Below are 22,756 nucleotides of genomic sequence, written 5' to 3'. Positions count from 1 at the left end.
GTGGAAGGCAGCGAATGGCACGCAAGTTTGGGGTTTATGGGGCAGCGCGACCGTGGCTTGGCGATCTTGCCGACGCGATCATGCTTCCGATCATGAAACGGTATGGCGAGCGCCACCAGTTTTATCTACCGACCAGCGGATATGCCCAGGAGCGCATGGCGACGCTGCGCCAGCAATTGGAGCGCGGCGCGGAGGTCTATCTGCTCGGTATTACGTCCTGCACCCATAACAGCGGCGTTGGCCTCGTCTCGGCTTCGCTCAAAGATGGCGTCAGGCTGATTACCAACAACGAGGAAGAGCGCTTTGTCGGCGTCAAGCACTACACCAAGTATCCTGAGCAATCGATCGAGGTCCTGCGCGAGCAGATGGCGCAGCTTGGGATCGGTCCTGCTGATATTCATGCCTGTATCGCGACCTTCGATATTGTGCGCTGCTGCTCGCCACGCGCGATTCTGGAAGAAGGACCGGCCAGCCTGCCGCTGCTGCTGACCCAGGAGGACAGCGACGGCGATCTGATTACGCAGCGCTTTCTCAAGTTCTTCAGCGGTCCCAGGGCGCTGGGCGAGCAGTTCGGCATGAGCAAGCCGTTTCCGATCATCGGCGCGCGCCACCACGATAACCATGCGTACTTTTCCCTTGCGGCCTCGCCATTTGCCCGCAGCGCGGAGCCGGTGATCATCACGGTGATCGACGGCGCTGGCGATGATAACGCGATCTCGCTGTACATGGCCCAGCACGGGCGCGTCAAGCTGCTGTACGACAACCGGAGCATGTTCGACTCGCTCGGCCTGCTCTACTCGTGTATCAGCTCGACACAGGGCGGCTGGACGGAGCTGAGCAGCGAAGGGCGCTACATGGGCGCGGCAGCCTGGGGCAACAACGATCGCCTGACCAATCCCTACTATCGCCAGCTCCGGCAACTGGTCTATTTCGGCAATAACGGGCAGATCTATCTCAACCGGGCGCTGGCAAACTGGCATCGCAGCGTGCATCGCCCGTACACGCCGATGCTCAAGGAGATCCTGGGAGAGCCGATCGCCCGCAAAGATATGTGGAATCCCGACGCGATCCTGAATGTCGAGGACGTGCAGCATGCCGAGATTACGCGCGATCGGGTGGATAAGGCCGCCGCGACACAGATGCTCTTCGAGGATGTGCTCTTTCATATCGTGGGCCATCTGATCCGCACAACCGGCAGCAATAAGCTGGTGCTGACCGGCGGCACCGCGCTCAACTGCCTTGCCAACATGAAGCTGCTTGAGCACTTCGACGAGCACTACTACGAGCGCTACCTGGGATGCAACAATACGCGGCTGCATCTGTGGGTGCCGCCCACGCCGGGCGATGCGGGGACGCCGATGGGCGCGGCCTATCATGTTGCGATGGCGAATGGCGCGCCTCCGGGCGAGCCGCTGCGCCATGCCTTCTACTGCGGCATTCCGGCGTCGAGCGCGGCGATCGAGCAGGCGCTAGAGAGCGTCGGCGATCTCGGCTGTCTTCGGCTGGGCAATCTCTCGGATGTGGGACGGCGCGGCGTGATCGCCGATCTGATGGCCTACATCGTCTCCAAGAATGGCGTGATCGGGCTGTTCCAGGGCGTGGCCGAGACGGGTCCGCGCGCGCTGGGGCATCGCTCGATCCTTGCCAATCCCTGCAACGCGGAGATCCGCACCATCTTGAATCAGCTCGTCAAATTCCGCGAGGCCGTGCGACCGCTGGCGCCGATGGCAACCTATCAGGCGGCTCATCACCTGTTTGAGCTATCGCCGGGTGCCGCCTGCGATAACTACAACGCCTACAACTACATGGTCCTGACCGTGCGGGCGCGACCAGAAAGCGCGCATCTGATCCCGGCGGTGGTCCACAAGGACGGCACCGCGCGCGTGCAGATCGTCCGCCCTGAGATCGATCCGCTGGCCTACGCCTATCTCAAAGCGATGGGGCGGCGCGTCGGCGTCGAGGTATCGGTCAACACGTCGCTCAACGTCGGCAGCCCGATCGTGCAGACGCCCGCGCAGGCGCTACAAACGCTGAAGCGCTCGAAAGGCATGCACGCGCTCTTCCTGGTCGGTGCCGACAAACAGGCCTTCCTGGTCTGGCATCGCTCGAACGTTCCACCGAAAGACGACGGGCAGCAGCTCCGGCGCTGGCTCAACGCCTGGCAAGAAGAGATCGATATTTCGCTGATCTAGCACGGGGCGTGTGCCGACATATGCCGCGCCGTGCTCGTCCGCGCCCTACACGACCTCACTGAAGGAGAACCGTAGACATGACCCTTGATTCGATTGCAGGTGTACGGGTTTCGCCGCAGCAGAAACAGGTCTGGCTGTTGCAGCAAGCCGGGCGTGCTGTGCCCTTTCGGTCCCAGTGTGCGGTACAGATCGACGGGCCGCTCGATCGGGCGCGCCTCCGCCAGTCCTGCGACAGCGTGGTTCAGCGCTTCGAGATCCTGCGGACAACCTTTCGCGCGCTGGCGGGGATGACGATCCCGCTTCAGGTGATTGGCGAGGATCTGCTGACCTGGGAGGCGATCGACATCCAGCAGCACGTGCCCGAAGCGCAGGCGCGGCAGATCTGGCAGGTCTTTGATGAGCTGCTGCAACGACCATTCGATCTGGCGCAGGGTCCCGTGACGCGCTGTACGCTGGTGATATGCTCGCCCGTCAAGCACTGCCTGGTGATCAGCCTCCCGGCGCTGTGCGCTGATCTGGCATCGCTCCGCCATCTGGTCGCTGAGATCGTGCGCTCGTACGCGGCATCGGTCGAGGGCGGCGCGCTCGACGACGAGCCGCTCCAGTACGCCGATATTGCCGAGTGGCAAAACGAATTGCTTGAGGTCGCCGATGCCGAGGTTGGCAAGCAATTCTGGCGCGAGCGCTCCCACCTTGAGGCGCTGCCGGGCATGCGTCTGGCGTTCGAGCGTCGGCAGGGCGCGGCGGGCGGCTTCGATCTCCAGGTCTATCACTCCACGCTGGATCAGTCGCTCGCCGCGCAGCTTGACGCGCATCCAGCCGATACGTCGATGCTGCTGCTGACAGCCTGGATCGTGCTGCTGGGACGGCATATTCCACAATCGCGGCTTACGCTGGGCATCGCCAGCGACGGGCGCAAGTATGAGGAGCTTGAGCAGGCGATCGGGCTGTTTGCCAGGGACCTGCCGCTTTCCTTTGAGCGAGACGCGAGCACGACCTTTCAACAGGCGCTGGATGAGGTCGGGCGGATCTGGCATGAGCACAACGAGTGGCAGGAGTATTTTACCTGGGATACCGTGCTGCCGGACGCCGCTGACGGCGAGCAGCCGCCCTTCTTCCCGGTCTGCTTCTCGTTCGACGACGCCGCGCTGTGTGAGTCCGGTGCGGACGTGACGTGCTCCCTGGAGCGCTACGCAGCCTGTACCCATCAATTCAAGATCAAGCTGGCCTGTCGCCGCGAGGCCGATACGATCGTCTGCGACTTCCACTACGATGCCCGGCTCTTGAATCAGGAGCATCTCGCGGTCCTCGCCGAGCAGTACCAGACGCTCCTGCATCATGCGCTGCACGCGCCGCAGCTCCTGATCGACCGGCTGGCGCTGCTCGGCGCGAGCGAGCGCCAGCGGCTGCTCTCCGACTTCAACCGCACGACGGTCGACGTGGAGCCTGATTTGCTGCTGCATGATCTGTTCGAGGCGCAGGCCGCGCGCACTCCAGACGCGGTCGCCGTCGAGTATGGCGACCAGCGCCTGACCTATGCCGAGTTGAATGCCCGCGCTAATCAGCTCGCGCACCACCTGATGCGGCAGGGCGTCGGCCCCGATGTCCTGGTCGGCATCCATGTCGAGCGCTCGCTGGATCTGGTGATTGCGCTGCTGGGCACGCTCAAAGCCGGTGGCGCGTACGTGCCGCTTGAGCCGTCGCATCCCTCGGAGTATCTGGCCTTCGTGATCGACAATGCCGCGATCAGCGTGCTGCTCACGCAGCAGCACCTCGCCGAGCGACTCCCGGCCTTCGACGGTCGTGTTGTGCGTATCGATGCCGACTGGACGACGATCGCGCGGGAGCAGGCGACGCCGCCGCAGCATGCCGGAGCGCCCGACCACCTGGCCTATGTGCTCTACACCTCCGGCTCCACGGGCGTGCCAAAAGGCGTGATGATCACGCATCGCGGGCTGTGCAACCACATGCTCTGGATGCAGGCCGAGCTGCCGCTGACGACCGATGATCGCGTGTTGCAGAAGACCGTGTGCAGCTTCGACGCATCCGTCTGGGAGTTTTACGCGCCGCTGCTTGCCGGAGCGTGCCTGGTCGTGGCCGAGCCGGGCAAGCAGCAGGATAGCACCTATCTGGTCAGGACGGTCATCGAGCGCCGGATCACGATCCTGCAGCTCGTCCCGGCGATGCTGCACCTGCTGCTGGAAGAGCCGCTGATCCGCTCCTGCACCAGTCTCAAGCGGGTCTTCTGCGGCGGCGAGGCGCTGGCGCTCGACCTGCAACAGCGCTGCTTCGACCGCCTTCCGGCGGATCTGTACAATCTGTACGGCCCGACCGAGACGACGATCCAGGTCATCGTCTGGCAGTGCCAGCGCCAGACCGATCAGGCGCTTGTCCCGATCGGACGGCCTATCTGGAACGTCCGGGCGTATATTCTGGATCGCGCGCTTCAGCCGGTGCCGATCGGCATTGCCGGTGAGCTGTACATCGGCGGCGTCAGCCTGGCGCGCGGCTATGTGCGGCGCGCGGATCTCACGGCTGAGCGCTTCATCCCCGATCCGTTCAGCGCCGCCCCTGGATCACGGCTCTACCGCACCGGAGATCTGGCGCGCTACCAGCCCGATGGCACGATCGAGTACCTGGGGCGGGTCGATCATCAGGTCAAGCTGCGCGGCTTTCGGATCGAGCTGGGGCAGATCGAGGCGGTGCTGCGGCAGCATCCAGCGGTGCAGGATGCCGTCGTCATGGTGCGCGACGACGCAGCGCCCGCGGGCAGGCACCCCGACCAGCGTTTAACTGCGTATGTTATCCCGCAGCCGCACCAGAGCATCGTCGTGGAGGAGCTTCAGCGCTTTGTGGGCGGCAAGCTGCCCGACTATATGATCCCGTCGATCGTGGTGCCGCTCAACGCCTTCCCCCTGACCGCCAGCGGAAAAGTCGACCGACAGGCACTGCCGGTGCCGCATCTGGCCTTGAGCGATCGGGCACAGACGTATGTCGGGCCACGCAATGAGCTTGAGCAGGCGGTCGCCGCGATCTGGGAAGAGGTGCTGGGCGTCGAGCGCATCGGCATCCACGACAATTTCTTTGCGCTGGGCGGTCACTCGCTGCTGACGACACAGATCAACGCGCGGGTGCTTGAGCAATTTCAGGTGTCGCTGCCGCTGCGGGGCTTATTCGAGGCTCCGACCATCGCCGAGTTTTCGGTGATGGTCGTGCAGCACATGCTGGAGCAGGCCGATCCTGAAACTGCCGCCCGTCTGACGATCGATCATCCGTAATGCGCTCAGCACCTAGCCAGGGGAGGCGATGAGTCACAGGGTTATGACAGATCGTTCCAAACAGATTGCAGATCTGTCGCCCGAAGAGCACGGGCGGCTGTTTCAACAATTGATGGCCCTGCGGCCCGCCCGGCAACCGCTCGTCGGGCCGCAGGAGCGCGACCCAAACGGGATTGAGCTGTCGTTTGCGCAGCGCCGCCTGTGGTTTCTCGACCAGCTCGTGCCGCAGACGGCCTTCTACAATCTGCCGGTCGCGGCGCATCTCGAAGGCCCGCTCGACGTGACGATCTTTCGCCTGAGTCTCGACGAGGTGATCCGTCGTCACGAGGCGCTGCGGACGACCTTCACGGTTGTTGAGAACCGTCCGGTGCAGATCATCAGCCCCGCGCTGAGCATCGACGTGCCGGTGATCGATATGCAGCTCTTCCCGGCGGAGCAGCGCGACGAGCAGGTGCGACGCCACGCGGTCGCGGAAGCGCAGCGCCCGTTCGATCTGGCCCAGGGGCCGCTGCTGCGTGTCGTGCTGCTGCGCCTCGCCGCAGACGACCATAAGCTGCTGCTGACGATGCACCACATCATCTCCGATGGCTGGTCGATTGGCGTGTTCATGCGTGAGCTGGTAACGCTCTACGAGGCACGGCGCGCCGGGAAGGCCGCGCCGCTGGGCCAGGTGAGTACCCCGCTGCCGCTGCAATACGCCGACTTTGCGATCTGGCAGCGGCGCTCCATGCAGGGAGCCGTGCTGGAGCAGCACCTCGACTACTGGCGGCAGCAGCTTCGCCCGCCCCTGCCGACGCTGGCATTGCCCACCGACCGTCCGCGTCCGGCGATTCAGACATTCTCCGGCGCGCGGCATCCCGTCGTGCTCGATGCGTCGATCGCCGACCCGATCGACGCGCTGGCACAGCAGGAAACCGCGACGCTCTTTATGGTCGTCCTCGCGGCGTTTCAAACGCTGCTCCACCGCTACACCCGCCAGGACGACATTGTCGTCGGCACGGCTATCGCGAATCGCACGCGCGCCGAGTTCGAGCCGCTGATCGGCTTCTTCGTCAACATGCTCGTGCTGCGCACCGACCTGTCAGGCAATCCGACGTTCCGCGCGCTGCTGCGTCGCGTCCGCGAGGTCTGCCTCCAGGCCTATGCCCATCAGGATCTACCCTTCGAGCGGCTGGTTGAGGAGCTCCAGCCCACCCGCGATCTGAGCCGCAACCCGCTCTTTCAGGCCGCGCTGGTGATCAAGAATGCTCCGAACGTCACGCTCCGGGTTGCGGATCTGACCTTGCGGACGATGCAGATCGACACCTCGCCCGCCAAATTCGATCTAACCCTGTCGCTTGAGCGCACGGCCACGGCGCTGCAAGGCGAGCTTGAGTACAATACGGACCTCTTCGATCCGGCCACCGTTGCGGGGATGGTCGCGCATCTTGAGCTGCTGCTGCGCTCCGTGCTCCGCGATCCCGATCGTCCGATCATGGACTACGCCTGCCTGAGCGATGCCGAGTACCGGCAGCTTGTGTACGATTGGAACGCGACGGATGTCGCTGGCCGCGCTACCACCGTGATCCAGTCCGTCTTCGAGGCCATCGCCGATCGACAGCCGCAGGCGATTGCCGCGACGTTTGCCGATGAGCGCCTGACGTATCAGACGCTCAACCAGCGCGCCAACCGCCTAGCGCACGAGCTGCGCCAGATGGGGATCGGGCCGGAGACGCTGGTTGGCATCTGTCTTGAGTCGTCGCTGGATATGCTCGTCGCGGTGCTGGCAGTGCTCAAAGCTGGCGGCGCGTTCGTGCCGCTGGACCCGACCTACCCCGCTCAGCGCCTGGCACATATGATCGCGGATACACGCCTGCCGCTGATCCTGACTCATACGCAGCACGCCGCGATGCTGCCGGATCAGGGGCCACGGATCATCTGCCTGGATCGAGCGCAGACGGCGCTGGCGCAGCACAGCCCGTCGAATCCGCCATGCGCCGTAACGATGGACAACCTGGCCTACGTGATCTACACCTCCGGCTCGACCGGCAGGCCCAAGGGCGTGCAAGTGACGCATCGCGGCCTCTTCAATCTGGCCGCCGCCCAGATTCAAGCGTTCGGGGTCGAGCCGAGCAGCCGCGTGCTTCAGTTTGCGTCGCTCAGCTTCGACGCGGCAGTGTCCGAGATCTGCATGGCGCTCCTGGCGGGCGCGACGCTCACGCTGATGCCGTCGCACAGTCGGATTCCCGGCCCGGCGCTCGCGCAGCTCTTGCGCGACCAGGCGATTACGACGGCGACGCTGCCGCCCTCGGTGCTGGCCCTGCTGCCGCACGAGCCGCTGCCCGCGCTCAAGACGCTGATCGTCGCGGGCGAGGTCTGCCCGACCGATCTGGCCGCGCGCTGGTCGGCTGGCCGTCATCTCCTGAATGCCTATGGTCCAACCGAGGGCACCGTCTGCGCCACGATCGCGCGCTACGATCCGCCGCCGCGCAGAGCCGTGCTTGGCCGTCCGATCGACAACGTGCAGGTGTACCTGCTCGACCGCCTCGCCAATCCCGTGGCGCTTGGGACTCCGGGCGAGATCTGTCTCGGCGGGATTGGTCTGGCGCGTGGCTACCTCAACCAGCCCGCCTTGACCGCCGAGCGCTTCATCCCCAACCCGTTCGGCGCAGCCGGCACGCGGCTGTACAAGACGGGCGACCTGGGTCGGTATCGCGCTGACGGCACGCTGGAGTTTCTAGGCCGGATCGATCAGCAGGTCAAGCTGCGCGGCTTCCGCGTCGAGCCGCAGGAGATCGAGACGGTCATCAGCCAGCATCCCGCCGTTCAGCAGGTGGTGGTCGTGGCGCGTCACGATCCGCCCGCCGAGCAGCGTCTGGTCGCCTATGTCGTGCTCGTGCCGGAGCAGCAGCTTGCCGTGGATCGGCTGCGCCAGCTCATGCGCGCCGAGCTGCCGGAGTACATGCTGCCCTCGACGATCGTCGAGCTTGCGGCGCTGCCCCTGACGCCCAGCGGCAAGGTCGATCGGCACGCGCTGCCCGCGCCGACCACGAGCCGCCCGCGCCTTGATACGGCGTACATCGCGCCGCAGACGGAGACGGAGCGGACGATCCTGGCGATCTGGCAGGAGGTGCTTCAGCTTGAGCGGCTGGGCATCGACGACAACTTCTTCGATGTGGGCGGCACATCGCTGCTGGCGGTTCATCTGCACCGCAGGCTGCAAGCGGCCCTGCCGCAGCCCGTGTCGATGATCGACGTGTTTCAGCATCCAACGATCCGATCGTTTGCCGAGTCCCTGAGGCCGCCCCAGGATAGCGCTGCGCCGTCGGGTGACTCCGCCACGCGCGCCGAGTCGATCCGCTCCGCCCGCCAGCGACAGCAGCTTCAGCGACAGCGCATCCAGGCAGCGCGGAATGAGGAGCCGTCCAAGCATGAATAAGCCCGATCTCTTCGACTACGGTGTTGCGATTATTGGCATGGCTGGCCGGTTTCCCGGCGCGTCCACGCTGGAGCAGTTCTGGCAGAACCTGAGCGGCGGCGTCGAGTCGATCGCGCGCTTCTCCGAGGCCGAGCTGGATGCGGCGGGCGTTTCGCCAGCGCAGCGCGTCGATCCCAGCTTCGTCCCGGCTGGCGGCCTCCTCTCGGACATCGACCGCTTCGATGCCGCCTTCTTCGACATGCCGCCGCGCGAGGCTGAGCTGACCGATCCGCAGCATCGCCTCTTTCTGGAGTGCGCCTGGGAAGCGCTTGAGCGATCGGGCTACTCCGCCGCGCCTGCCGCCACCCGGATCGCGGTCTATGCCGGCGAGAAGCTCAACAGCTACCTGCTGCACCATCTGCTGGCTCATCCCCAGCGCCACGCCGCGTTTGCTAATATTCAAGCGACGCTGAGCAACGATCGAGATTTTCTGTCGACCCTGGTTTCGTATAAGCTGCACCTGACCGGCCCAAGCATGACCGTACAAACCGCCTGCTCGACCTCGCTGGTCGCGGTGCATCTGGCCTGCCAGAGCCTGCTCAACGGCGAGAGCGACCTGGCGCTGGCGGGCGGTGTGGCGATCCAGGTGCCACAGACGACCGGCTATCACTATCAGGATGGCAGCATTCTCTCACCGGACGGGCATTGTCGGGCCTTCGACGCCCAGGCACAGGGAACCGTCGGCGGCAACGGCGTGGGCGTCGTGGTGCTCAAGCGGCTGGCAGACGCCATCACGAGCCGCGACCAGATCTACGCCGTGATCCGTGGCTCGGCGATCAACAACGACGGTGGGCAGAAAGTCGGGTTTACCGCGCCCAGCGTACACGGGCAGGCGCAGGCGATCCGCGATGCGCTGGCGCTCGCGGATGTCACGCCCGATACGATCGATTATGTCGAGGCGCACGGCACGGGCACGCCGCTCGGCGATCCGATCGAGGTCAAGGCGCTCGCGCTGGCATTTGGAGCGCGCAGCGGCACCGGCCCACGCTGCGCCCTGGGATCGGTCAAGACCAATATCGGACACCTGGACGCAGCCGCGGGCGTGGCCGGACTGATCAAAACCGCGCTGATGCTCCAGCACCGGCAGCTTCCGCCGAGCCTACATTTTCAGCAGCCCAATCCACAGATCGATTTTGCCGCAACACCGTTTCGCGTCAGCACCGCGTTGACGGACTGGACCCGCGGCGATCACCCGCGCCGCGCCGGAGTCAGCTCGTTTGGCATGGGCGGCACGAATGCCCACGTCATCCTCGAAGAAGCGCCGCCGGTCGAGGAGTCGGGGCCGTCGCGGCCCGTGCAACTCCTGCTGCTCTCGGCCAAAACCGAGACGGCGCTTGATGCGGCGACCGCGAATCTGCGGACGTGGCTCAAGGCCACGCCCTACGTGAATCTTGCCGATGTGGCCTACACGTTGCAGGTTGGACGGCGCAGCTTTGCCCACCGCCGCATCGTGGTCTGCCGCGATCGTGCGGAGGCAATCGCAGGTTTGGAATCACCGCCTGCGGGAGCGGACACGGCCCAGGTCGACGGCGACGGCAGCCCTGAGGTCATCTGGCTCTTTCCGGGGCAGGGATCGCAGTACGTCGGGATGGGACACGATCTGTACCGCACCGAGGCCCGCTTCCGAGCGTGCGTCGATCGCTGTGCCGGGCTGTTCGAGCCGCACCTCGGCCTGGATCTGCGCGCGGTGCTCTATCCGCAAGACGATCAGCGGGCGGAGGCGGCCAGCCTGCTAAGCCAGACGCGCATCGCACAGCCAGCCTTGTTTGTCGTGAGCTATGCGCTGGCCCAGCTCTGGCTGGATTGGGGCGTCCGACCGGCAGCCATGCTCGGACATAGCCTGGGCGAATACGTGGCGGCGTGTCTGGCCGGAGTCTTCTCGCTGGAAGATAGCGTCGCGCTGATTGCCACACGCGGACGGCTGATGCAGCAGCTCCCCGCAGGAGCCATGCTGGTGGTCGCGCTGGACGAAGATGCCGTACAGCCGCTACTGAACGAGCACCTGTCGCTGGCGGCGATCAATAGCCCGACCCAGTGCGTCATCTCCGGCCAGACAGCAGCGATCGAGGCGCTGCGCCAACGACTGACGGAGCACGGCGTGCGGTGCCGCCCCGTGTCAACCAGCCATGCCTTCCACTCCCCGATGGTCGAGCCGATCTGCGCGGTCTTTGCCGAGTATGTGCGGCAGATACCGCGCAGTGTACCGCGCATTCCGTTTATCTCGAATGTGACCGGCACCTGGATCACCGAGCACGAGGCGCAAGATCCCGACTACTGGGCACGGCACCTGCGCGCTCCGGTTCGCTTCGGCGCGGGCGTGCAGGAGATCGTGCGACGACCGAAGCCGGTGCTGCTGGAGGTTGGTCCTGGGCGCGCGCTGCGCAACCTGGCTCGGCAGGCTGCTCCTGCGGCCTGCACGATCTTCTCATCGCTGCCGCACGCAGATGAGCAGCAGCCCGATAGCGTGCTGCTGATGCAGACGCTCGGCCACCTGTGGCTGGCGGACGTGGCGATCGACTGGGCCGCAGGCTATGCCCATGAGCGTCGCCAGCTCGTTGCACTGCCGACCTATCCGTTCGAGCGCCGCCGCTACTGGCTGGAAGCGCCAGCCGATGCCGAGGACGCGCCGACCGTCGCCACCGATCAGCGGCTTGCGCCAGATCAGTGGCTGTATATCCCGGTGTGGAAGCAGGCGCAGCCGACCCTCGCGCAGGCATCCAACGCCGATCATCCGGCCTGCTGGCTCGTCTTCGCGGATGAGCTTGGCGTCGCGGCGCGGCTGGTACAGCGCCTTGAGCAGCTCGGTCACAATCCGATCACCGTGGTCTGCGGGCAGCGCTTCGCGCAGACCGGCGCGCGAACGTACATGCTCGATCCGACGGAGCCGGAGCAGTACGCGGCGCTGCTGGATCACCTGGCCGCCCGCGATCTCACGCCAACCTCGACCGTTCATCTCTGGAGCCTGACATCCTCGGACGACGCCGAGCCGCTCGACGCGCCATCCTTCAAACGAGCGCAAGCGCGCGGCTTTTATAGCCTGCTGTTTCTGGCGCGCGCGCTGGGCACGCGCAAGCTGGCAGCGCGCATCGAGATTGTCTCGAACCAGAGCCAGCCCGTGACGGGCACCGAGGCGCTGGCCGCCGAGAAGGCGACAGCGCTTGGGCTGAGTAAGATCATTCCGCAGGAGTACCCCGACATCGCATGTCGACATATCGATATAGCGCTGCCGCAGCCGAACACCTGGCAGGAGGCGCGCCTGCTCGATGCGCTGATCGGAGAGATGCAGCAGCCTGCGACGTACCCGGTGGTGGCGTATCGCGGACAGCAGCGCTGGGTACAGGTCTATGAGCCAATCCAGCCGGGAAGCGACTTAGCACATCCGAGCATCCTCCGGCCACACGGCGTCTACCTGATCACGGGCGGCCTCGGAGCAATCGGCCTGGTGCTTGCCGAATATCTGGCTCAGACCGTGCAGGCGAAGCTGATTTTGGTCAGCCGCTCTGCTGGTGCCGCGCACGAACAAACGCCGCAGGTCCAGCGTCTCAAAGCGCTGGGCGCGGAGGTGCTGATCCTGGGCGCGGATGTGGCCGATCAGGAGCAGATGCAGGCGATCATCGAGCGCATCGAAGCCCAGTACGGCGCGCTGCATGGCGTGATCCATGCGGCTGGCATCGTCGGAGAGCGGGCGATGCGCCTGATTGAGCAAACCGATCGGCGCGTCGGTGAGGAGCAATTCCAGCCCAAAGTGTATGGGCTGCTCACGCTCGAACGTGTCCTGCGCGGAAGAGATCTCGATTTTTGCCTGGTCACGTCCTCGTTATCGTCGATCCTGGGCGGCCTGGGATTCGCCGCGTATGCTGCGGCAAACGCCTTTATGGATCTCTTTGTGCATCAGCAGCGTCAGATCAGCCCGGCCCGCTGGATCAGCGTCAACTGGGATGGATGGCAGTTTGGCGACGAATCGATCCACGCAGATCATCCTGACGCGCCCCTGGCTGAAGCTGGTATCAGGCCCCAGGAAGGCATGGAAACCTTGCAGCGCGTGCTGGCGAGCGGCGGCCTGCCCCAGATCGCGGTGTCGGTGCGTGACCTGCCGCGCCGTATCAAGCAGGCCAGTCGGCGGTCGGGTCGCGGCAGCAGCGGCGGGCAGCAGCCGAGCAGCTTCGAGTCGCGCTACGCCCGGCCAGCCTTAGCCACCGGCTATGCTGCGCCCCGCAGCGCCGTCGAGCGCACGATCGCCGAGCTGTGGCAGGCGCTCCTGGGCATCGATCAGGTCGGCATCCATGATAACTTCTTTGCGCTCGGCGGCGACTCGCTGATCGGGTTTCAGGTCGTCGCCAAAGCCGCGCAGGCCGGGCTGCACATAACCGCCCGGCAGGTGCTTGAGCACCAGACGATCGCCGAGCTGGCTCGCGTGGCCTGCCCCTCCGCAACCACTGTTGAGCAAGATCTGGTGATCGGCCCGATGCCCTTTATCCAGCGGTGGTTCTTCGAGCAGAACTTTGCTCATCCGCAGCATTGGAACGTCGCCGTGCTGCTGATACCGCCACGACGCCTCGATCCGGCGCTGGTCCAGCGCGTGCTCCGCCAGCTTCTGCTGCACCACGATGCGCTTCGCCTGCGCTTCAAGGTCGCCGCGCCCTACTGGCAGCCGTACATCGCGGCCCCGGATGAGGCCGTGCCGCTCACGGTGATCGACCTCTCGACACGAGCGGAGGTGGAGCACCATGCCGTGATTGAGGAGACGGCTGCCCATCTGCACACGACGCTGGACCTGTGCGACGGGCCGATGATCCGGGTGGCCCTCTTTGAGCTAGGACCAGACCGACCGCAGCGCCTCCAGGTCATCATGCACCATTTGGTCGGCGACGGCATCTCAATGCAGATCGTGCTGGAGGATTTCTACACCGCCTACCATCAGCTCCTAAGGGACGAGGCGATCGCGCTGCCAGCCAAGACCACATCGTTCAAACACTGGTCCGAGCGCCTGGTTGCGTATGCCCAGTCGCCAGCGCTGCGACGCGAGCTGGAGGAGTACTGGCTCGCGCTGCCGTGGGAGCGAGCGACGCCGCTGCCGGTCGATTATCCCGAAGGTCGGTCGGCGAATACGGAAGCCTCAACTCAGTCAGTGGTTGTGTCGCTGACGGCTGAAGAAACGCATATCCTGCTCAAGGAGCTGTTGCCCGGCTGCGATGCTCGGATCAGAGATGTCCTAGTCGCCGCCATGGTGGGAGCTATTACCCGCTGGTCGGGCGTTCCTGGCGTCGTGGTCGATCTGCTGGGCCACGGTCGATCGACAATCTTCGACGACATCGATCTCTCGCGCACCGTCGGCTGGATCGCGAACGGCACGCGGGCGCTCTTGAGCGTCAGCCCTGCGGATACGCCTGAGCAGATGGTGCGCGCGATCAAAGAACAGCTTGGCCGCATTCCTAACCGTGGCTTCGGCTACGACGTGCTGCGCTATGTCAGCGACGACCCGGAGATTCTCGACGCGATGCGCACGCTGCCGCCTACCGAGGCGCTCTTTAACTACCTGGGAAATATCGACCAGGCCAGAGTTGAGGATCAGCCATACCGACCGGCCCCGGAGTCAAGCGGCCCGGCCCATGATCCGCACAATCATCGGCACCTGCTCTTTGAGGTGGTTGGACACATCTTTGAGCAGCAGCTCCATGTGAGCTGGACCTATAGCGTCAATCTTCACCGACGCTCGACGGTCGAGCGGCTGGCGCGCTATTTTGTCGACATCATTCGCTCGCTTTTGAGCGATGGGTCGCGCGATCGGCTCCTTGCCGCCGATGGCGACTCGATCGCGATGCCAGAAGCGATTCCCGCCACACGGCGCGGCAGGCTTGAGCCTGCGGACGATGCGCCACGCCCGTCGGATGCCGCCGCCTCATTCACGTGCGGCAAGCCGATCGATCCCGCGCTTATGCAGCGAGCAGCCCAGGGGATCGTGACCGGGCCAGTGCCGCTTATGCCGCGCCAGCACTGGTTCTTTGAAGACTGGTGGCGGGTTCAGGTTCCTCAGCATTACTTCATACCGACGCTGCTGGAGCTGGAGTCTGCCGTCGATGCCGCACTGCTGGAGCAGGCGCTCTCACACCTGCTCCTCCACCACGACGCGCTGCGCATGCGCTTCGAGCGAACAGCGTCGGGCTGGCGGCAGTACATCGCGGGTGTCGACGAGGCCGTGCCATTTTCGACGATCGACCTTTCGACGATCCGCCAGGAAGAGCAAGAAGCCGCTTTTCAGGCTGCGATCTCTGAGATCGAGGTGTCGCTGGATCTGTCGAACGGGCCGCTGATCCGCCTGATCCTGTTTGACCTGGGACCGGTCACGCCGCAGCGCCTGCTGCTCATGATTCACCATCTCGTCACGGATGCTCACTCGCAGCGAATCGTGCTCGAAGATTTACAGACGGCCTACCTGCACCTGAGCCAGGGCATGCCGGTTCGCCTGCCCGCCAAGACAACGTCCTTGCAACAGTGGGCGGAGCGGCTGACCGAGTATGCGCACTCCGAGGCGCTCAGACACGAGGCTGCCTACTGGCTGGGGCTGCCCTGGAGCGAGGTTAGCCGATTGCTCCCTGAGCTGCCGCCGGTAGAGACGGAGCGCTGGATTGAGAGGCGCGTGTCGCTCGGTGGTGCGGAAACCGATCGCTTGCTTGCTGGAGCGCGGAGCGGCGATTTGCAGGTCGAGGATCTGCTGTTGGCTGCCCTGACGCTGGCGTTTATGCAGTGGACCGATGTGCGTGTGCTGCTGGTTGATGTCACACACTATGGACGAGAGGCCATCTTCGACGATCTCGATATATCGCGCACGGTCGGTTGGTTCACGACGCATACGCCCAGGCTCTTCGATCTGCGAGATGCTCGTGATCTGGGACACGCCGTGCGGCTGGTCAAAGAGCAGGGACGGCTCAATCCTCACAGGGGCTTTGATCATAATGTCTTGCATCACCTCAATACGGACCCGGACATTTCCACACGGCTCCGCGCGCTCCCGCAGCCTGAGATTATTTTCTTGTATCACGGTCGGATTATGTCGGGTGAGGGGTACCGCAGATTTTCTAAGCGGTCGTTGATTCGGAGCTTCTTGCCGTTCCCCGGAGCAGGGACCGGCAAGCAGAATATTGTGCCTCGCGTGCTGCATGTGAGCGCCCACATCGGCGAAGGACAGCTCCAGTGTGGCTTATTGTATATGGAGCGTGTTGCGATCATCGAGCAGGTTGCCCAGAGCTTTCTCCAGGTGCTCGCTGACATCGTACGCCATCTGTCGCCGCTGGAGCAGCGTAGCACCGACGACCACGGGTTTCGATCAGGGGACGATGCGCTGCTCGATCTTCAGCATGCGGCTCCAGCGCAGCAGGCTGTGCTAGCCGCAGCCACAGCGATCGATGCCGAGCAGCGCGTCCATGCCGTGGCGGAGGAGATCCCTGTGACGCGGCGGGGCTGGCTTGAGAATAATTTCGACTCGCCGCATCACTGGAATGTTGCCGCATGCTTCACAGTCAACGAGCTGATCGATCCCGCGCTCATGCGGCGCGCCGTGCAGCACGTGATGGCCCACCATGATGCGCTGCGGCTGCGCTTTCATAACACACCGCAGGGCTGGCGCGCCTTCATTGCTCCTCCCGGCGATTTGCCGTTTTCAGTCGTCGATCTCTCGGATGTCGCGGACGCAGCTCGTGGACAGGCGATTACGGCAGCCGCGACTGAGCTGCAAAGGAGCCTGGATCTTCAGCACGGCCCTGTTCTGCGTGTGGCCGCCTTTGTGTGCGGCTCTACCGCGCCAGGGCGCTTGCTGATCATCGTCCACCATCTGGCCGCCGATGGGATCTCGTTTCAAATCCTGCTTCACGATCTTGAGCGCGCCTACCAGCAGTTGCGGCGCGGCGAGACGATCGCGCTCCCGGCACAGACCGCCTCGTTCAAAGCATGGAGCGAGCGCGTGGTAGACTATGTCCGTTCGCCAGCGCTGACGCAGCAGGTGCCCTACTGGCTGGGACGGCCCTGGACGGAGGTCCGACGCCTGCCGGTTGATTTCCCGGAAGGGCAGAGCGCAAACATCGAGGGGGCGACGCGGACGCTGCGTACGTCGTTGAGCATCCAGGAGACGCAAGCCCTGTTGCAGACGGTGGCAGCGAGCTACAATGTTCAGATCCGCGAGCTGGTGCTGACAGGCATCGGACTGGCCTTAGCAGACTGGACGGAGCATCCGGTGCACCTGATCTGCGTGCAGGGGCATGGTCGGCAGATCGGGCTGGACAGCATTGATCTGTCGCGCACCGTCGGCTGGCTGGCAACCGCGACCCGGCTCGTGCTTGATCTGCGTGGCGTTACAACTGCCGCCTCCGCGCTGGAGACGACTCAGCGCCAATGGCGCGCGATTCCCAATCATGGCTGGGGCTATGACTGGCTGCTCAATCTCAGCGACGATGCCATCAAGCGCCAGATGCGCGCGCTGCCGCCTGCCGAGATCGTCTTAAACTATTTAGGGCGGATCGACCAGAGCATGAGCATGTCGTCCTCCTTCGGCCTGGCACCCGAGTCGTACGGCCCGACGCGCAGCACGCAATGCCAGCGTCCCTGGCTCTTCGAGGTGATCGGGAGTATTCAGGGGAAGCAATTGCACCTCGACTGGTGCTATTGCCCGTCACTTCATCGCGCGTCAACGGTTGAGCGGCTGGCGAAGAGCTGTCTTGACGCCATGCGTCGGCTGATTGAGCAGGCGGATGCGACGGAGCATCAGATCGTTTAGCGCAGCTTCGCGGCAGCGTCAACGCGCCTGTGGCAGCGTGCCATGCTCCTGGCATCCGGGCTGCTACCAGGGCTACATGATGGGCAGCCTCGTCGTGCGCCGACGGTGCCCATCTCGGATGGACGTGTCACGACGAGGAGGATAGCAATGTCAGCACGAGAGATGCAGGATTCACAGCCTGCCCCAGGAGAAGCGATCGACGGTCGCGACGCCCGGCAGCAACCAGCGCCGCTCCCGCACGATGTCGGGAGCGACGAGACGCACCGCGACGAGTCCGGCGCCAGTGCGACGGGCAGCTATCGGGAGCAAGACTACGGCGGAGAGCCGACTCATCCGCCGATAGACCCGCAGGCGTCGTAGACGGTTCCCGGCGTGCGTCCAGCGGCAGGATGTGCGTCCGTCGGCGCTAGCACCGCGCCGCACGCCTGCCGCCGCGCATGGGGCGCTGCGATCTTCACAGGCTGGCAGAGCCTCGTCGCTCACGAGGCTGGACCGATCCAGCCTCGTCATCCAGCAGCCCTGGCGGGGTCCGGCGATACGCCAGGCGGAGCGTTCCCACCAGAATCGCCAGCGAGAGCAGGCTCCACAGCCCGGCCCACGCGATTGCGGGGATGCCCGTCATCTGGGCCATGATCTGAGCATCCGTGCGTGTCGCTCCACGCAGGGCCGAGATCTGCACAAGATCGACGACGCTGTCGAGCGCGCTGAGCATCATCTGAACCGCGAGCAACAGCAGGAGGCCATCGGCCCAGGTTTCGCGGAGCCTCCGTCCGGCCACAACCAGCAGCGCCGCGAGCGCCACCCCCGCCACCAGCCCAAACAGGTTCCGCACGAAGAGCAGCGACATCACCCCAAGCGTCAGCCCCAGCCAGACCAGCACACGCCGCGCGGAAACAGCCGACGCAGAGAGGAGCGTGAGGATGCCGCCAAAGATCGCGCTGCCGATATAGCCCGCGCTGACCACGATCCAGCCGATGCCGCCCGCAGATAGAGCCGTCCCCGATAGATCGGGATTGACGACGAAGCGCCGGAATGCGCCACCCGTGAGGATCGCCGCGATGCCATGGCTCAGCTCATGCACGAACGTGCCGTAGACCTGAAAGGGATAGAGCACCCAGCCCACCACCGGCATGCGCCAGGCAACGATCGTGGCGAGCGCCAGGCCGAGGACAAGCAGCACCTCGCGCTGCCGCCAGCCGACGAAATAGTGTGATTCACGCATATGTATCTATCGCTCCTGCTTTCTGCTGGAGATACGACGCCGCGCGGGTGCTGGTTGCAGCTATGACGCGGTCGTCTCGTTTGATCGGCTGCCCGCCCGAAGGGCATCCTTGGATAACGGCTGCATCGTCCGGGGCCAGGGATGCCTAAGGAGTTTCCAAACCTGCACTTGATCTCCCCAGCATGGAGCAGCGAAAACAACTCCTAGGCCATCCCGTGGCCTCGCACGCGGGCGCTTGCACGATACCTTAATCTCCAGGTATGATCGCGATCGTGATACAACAGCACAGTCGCCTGCATGTATCGCGCAGGCGATTGCGCAGTATCTTGCGTTATGGCAGCAGGTGAGCCAGGCCGTTGTGCGACACCGGTCAATCCACTGTGGAGTGTGTATGACCAACATTTGGTTCACGGCACGGAAGCCGTTTGATCCTTCTGGTGGTGAGGCGTGGACGAGCTATCTGGCATGGGCCAACCTCCCACACCTCCGCGAAGTGATCTCGTTGGACATCCTCCTGTGCCCTGATGTGCTGCCTGATCTCATCGCGGAAGATTGGGAGCACAACATTCACCAGGACTGGTACACGTACTTTTTCCACGATCTGAACTACCTACGCGCCCGCACGGGTGATCAAGCAGCCCACATCCTGGCGGTGATGCGTGAACCAGCGGAGGATCCGCGAGCGGCATTTACGGACGCGCAGTTTGCCTTTCTCGGCTATGATCTGGTTGAAGCAGCAACGGGAATCAGTGCGCTGACGAATTGCGGAGGCTTTGATCAGGCGTTCACGCCTGCTGATCTTTCTGACGTCGGTCTTCTGCGTGATTTTGATGCTGCGCGTGCGGTGCAAGCTCGCCTGCGACACGCCTATCCACACGAGCAACATGCAGATTGCGATCTATGGGCGATCTGGAAGCTCATTTGAAAGGGGCCGAACCAGCGAGCTACCCCCGCTGATGGGAAAAGCCGCGCCGCACAGCGGTACGCAGCAACCCGCGCTCTTTGGGGCTACAGATCCTCATGACAACCGTGCGGCTGCTCCAGACAGCCGTCGAACGCCGCGCTGCTGAGGAGTGCTCGCGAGGCGTGGCTGGCGGCACACAACATCCTCCTCCACAAGCGTCCGTACCGCAGGTAGCCTTTATCGCCCAACCGAGGACGGGCTGGCTCCCCGGCTGTGGTAGCTGAAGCACCGAGGTGCCTTGATTAAATAACGTTCAAAAAAACCCCTGAGCGCAAGCGCGCTGGAAGCTGCTCGTCGTGCTTCTGTCTCCTGCAATCTGATCAGACTAGCGTGGATGTATCGTGCGCCTGCTGCGGCGAGAGCAGGCGCGGATCGGCGCGGAGCCAAGGCCAGGCATTACGCTTGCTATGACCGCGCTAGCAGATCTGCCGCCCATCAGTGCCGATGGGGAGCGGATGCCGCGCGAGCCGGGCAATGTGCTCAGAAATGCGCTGCGGCTCACGTCCGCTGGCGGCACGATCACGCCGGTCGCAGCAGCGCACGCAAAGGTCGTGCCGCTTCACATCGAGGCTACCCGCTCCGGCAGCGCACGGCAGCATCGCCGTAGAGCGCATGCCTGTCCTCGGCACGACCGCAAAGGAGTTCAGGATGCTGCGGCCAAACCATCGGCGACGGTCTGCGCTCGTGTGCCAACAGGATTGACTGATCAAGGATCTTCAGATGGACTCACCGCCGACATGTTCCGCGCACAGCAACCGGCTGCCGTACATACCCGGCCTTGACGGCCTGCGGGCGCTCTCCGTCATTGTTGTGCTCCTCTACCACGCCGGACTCCCGGTTCAGGGCGGCTTTTTAGGCGTCGAGTCGTTTTTCGTGCTGAGTGGCTTTCTTATTACCGGCCTGCTGCTGGCAGAGTGGCGACAGCACCGCCGCATCGATCTGCGCGCCTTCTGGCTCCGCCGTGCCCGGAGACTGTTTCCGGCACTGCTCGTCATGCTGCTTGGCACCGTGCTGCTTGACGCATTGCTGCTGCGCGGTGAGCGCAGCGACCTGGGCGCCGACCTGCTGGCAGGATTGGGCTATGTCATGAACTGGCACCTGATCGCCAGGGGGCAATCCTACTTCGATCCGCTCCTGCGTCCCTCGCTCGTGCAGCACCTCTGGTCGCTGGCGGTAGAGGAGCAGTTCTACATCCTCTGGCCGCTGATCTTCGTCGCCGGGATGCGCATGCTGCGCGCCAGGGGCCTGCTCATGCTGATCGTGGCCGCCGCCCTCGGCAGCGCCGCGCTCATGGCTGCCGCCTATCAGCCTGGCGCTGATCCATCCCGGCTCTACTATGGAACTGATACGCGAGCAAGTGGCGTGCTGGTCGGCGCGGCCCTCGCACTCGTCTGGGCACCGCTCACCACGCCTGCGATACCACGTCGCCGGGGTCGATGGCTGCCGGACGCCGCCGGTCTGGCCGCCCTGGCTGGCTTGATCGTCTGTTTCGTCTTCCTGTCGGAGCGGCACCCGCTGCTGTACCGTGGCGGCTTCGCGCTGATCGACCTGCTGACGGCGCTCCTGATCGCCGCCGTGACTCATCCGCACGCACAGATCGTGCCGCGATGGCTAGGTTCACGACCGCTCCGCTGGATTGGGCTGCGGTCGTATGGCTTCTACCTCTGGCACTGGCCGGTCTTCATGGTCACGCGGCCCACGATCGATCTGCCGCTCGCTGGCCTGCCCCTGCTTGGTCTGCGCCTGGCGATCGTGGCGGTCCTCGTCGAGCTGTCGTATCGCTGGATCGAACTGCCGGTGCGTCATGGCCTGCCCCTATACGACGGGAGCCGGTGGTGGGGCTGGCGAGGTGCGTGGTCTGCGGCGTGGCTGTCACGATCGCGTCGCGGCCTGGATGATTTCCGTCGGCTGCGGCTGCTCGTCCCGATCCTCCTGCTGCTGACGGTCGGCGTAGCATCCTTCGGACGCACCAGCCCGAACAGCGCGGCACGCCCCGCTGTCCCGCCGACCACCGCGAGTCGACGGATCACCGCAGCGTCGACGACGGTGGCGCTGCCGACAGCTCCGGCCAAGCCCGATCCGCAGGCGACGGCAGCGCCACCTGCCCGGACCCCCACTCCGGCTCCCGTGGCCCCGCAGCCGCTTGACCCGGCGCTCATCGCACAGATGCAGGCGGTCCTTGACGACACCGTGACGAGCGGATCGAGTCCCGGCGCGGTGCTGGCGGTGAGCATCCCCGGATATACGCCGTGGAGCGGCGCGAGCGGCGTCGCCGACCGCCGGGATGGTCGGCCAATGGAGGCAGATACGCTGATCCGTATTTCGAGCATCACCAAGATGTTTACCGCAGTTGTGGTGCTGCAACTGGCCGAAGAGGGGCGGATCGATCTGGACACGCCGATCAGCGCCTGGCTTCCGGAGATCGTGCCGCTGGCCGATCGAACGACCGTGCGGCACCTGTTGAGCCATCGGTCCGGCATCTTCGACTACCTCGAAGACTCGGAGTTTTTCATCGAAGCGTATCAGAACCCTGAGCGGACCTACACCCCGCGTGAGCTGGTGGGGATGGTCGATCAGTACGGGGCGGCCTTCGAGCCGGGCAGCGCGGGCGCCTGGAAGTACTCAAGCACCAACTATATCATCCTCGGCCTGCTCGTCGAGCAGGTCACGGGCAGGCTGCTGGCGGAGGAGATGCGGCAGCGGATCATGACGCCACTTGATCTGCGGCATACGTTTTTCACCCCCGATGAGGCGGTTGACGGCGCTATCGCGGAGGGCTACATCGGCGCATCCGACCGCGCCGACGTGTCGATGACGTTTGTGTATGCGACGGGCAACCTCGTCTCCACCGCCGATGATCTCCGGCGTTTTGCTGC

9 protein-coding genes are annotated in these 22,756 nt (G+C 64.6%); 7 read left to right on the top strand and 2 right to left on the bottom strand.

What is annotated here, in order from left to right; genetic code table 11:
- Nucleotides 1-14: 14 nt before the first annotated feature.
- From VFZ66_06530 to VFZ66_06515, 4 genes are all read left to right on the top strand, one after another.
- A complete protein-coding gene (locus VFZ66_06530; protein ID HEX6288828.1) occupies nt 15-2,192 on the top strand; it encodes a carbamoyltransferase C-terminal domain-containing protein in 2,178 nt (725 codons plus the stop codon).
- Between the two features lie 77 nt (nt 2,193-2,269).
- Nucleotides 2,270-5,470 (top strand): amino acid adenylation domain-containing protein, encoded by a 3,201-nt coding sequence (locus VFZ66_06525; GenBank protein HEX6288827.1) that lies wholly within the window; start codon nt 2,270-2,272, stop codon nt 5,468-5,470.
- 43 nt (nt 5,471-5,513) lie between these two features.
- The gene (locus tag VFZ66_06520; GenBank protein HEX6288826.1) at nt 5,514-8,888 is read left to right on the top strand and encodes an amino acid adenylation domain-containing protein; all 3,375 of its coding nucleotides are present in this window, start codon (nt 5,514-5,516) and stop codon (nt 8,886-8,888) included.
- Nucleotides 8,881-17,694 (top strand): SDR family NAD(P)-dependent oxidoreductase, encoded by an 8,814-nt coding sequence (locus tag VFZ66_06515; GenBank protein ID HEX6288825.1) that lies wholly within the window; start codon nt 8,881-8,883, stop codon nt 17,692-17,694. The genes VFZ66_06520 and VFZ66_06515 overlap by 8 nt, the downstream gene beginning before the upstream one ends.
- A 171-nt stretch (nt 17,695-17,865) precedes the next feature.
- Here VFZ66_06515 and VFZ66_06510 read toward each other — a convergent pair whose 3' ends face one another.
- The gene (locus VFZ66_06510) at nt 17,866-18,177 is read right to left on the bottom strand and encodes a hypothetical protein (protein HEX6288824.1); all 312 of its coding nucleotides are present in this window, start codon (nt 18,175-18,177) and stop codon (nt 17,866-17,868) included.
- A complete protein-coding gene (locus tag VFZ66_06505; protein ID HEX6288823.1) occupies nt 18,149-18,916 on the bottom strand; it encodes a M50 family metallopeptidase in 768 nt (255 codons plus the stop codon). The genes VFZ66_06510 and VFZ66_06505 overlap by 29 nt, the downstream gene beginning before the upstream one ends.
- Nucleotides 18,917-19,307: 391 nt before the next feature.
- On the opposite strand from VFZ66_06505, the gene VFZ66_06500 reads away from it, so the two are divergent.
- From VFZ66_06500 to VFZ66_06490, 3 genes are all read left to right on the top strand, one after another.
- Nucleotides 19,308-19,841 (top strand): hypothetical protein, encoded by a 534-nt coding sequence (locus VFZ66_06500; GenBank protein HEX6288822.1) that lies wholly within the window; start codon nt 19,308-19,310, stop codon nt 19,839-19,841.
- Between the two features lie 380 nt (nt 19,842-20,221).
- Nucleotides 20,222-20,662 carry a hypothetical protein gene (locus VFZ66_06495; GenBank protein HEX6288821.1) on the top strand — a complete coding sequence of 147 codons (441 nt, stop codon included), beginning with the start codon at nt 20,222-20,224 and terminating at the stop codon, nt 20,660-20,662.
- A partial coding sequence (locus tag VFZ66_06490) for a serine hydrolase (protein ID HEX6288820.1) occupies nt 20,601-22,756 on the top strand: 2,156 nt, incomplete at its 3' end. The genes VFZ66_06495 and VFZ66_06490, both read left to right, overlap by 62 nt.

It is taken from the genome of Herpetosiphonaceae bacterium (assembly GCA_036374795.1).
Taxonomy (GTDB): domain Bacteria; phylum Chloroflexota; class Chloroflexia; order Chloroflexales; family Kallotenuaceae; genus LB3-1.
Note: the sequence above shows the minus strand (reverse complement) of the source record. Positions and strands in the feature narration are given on the sequence as shown.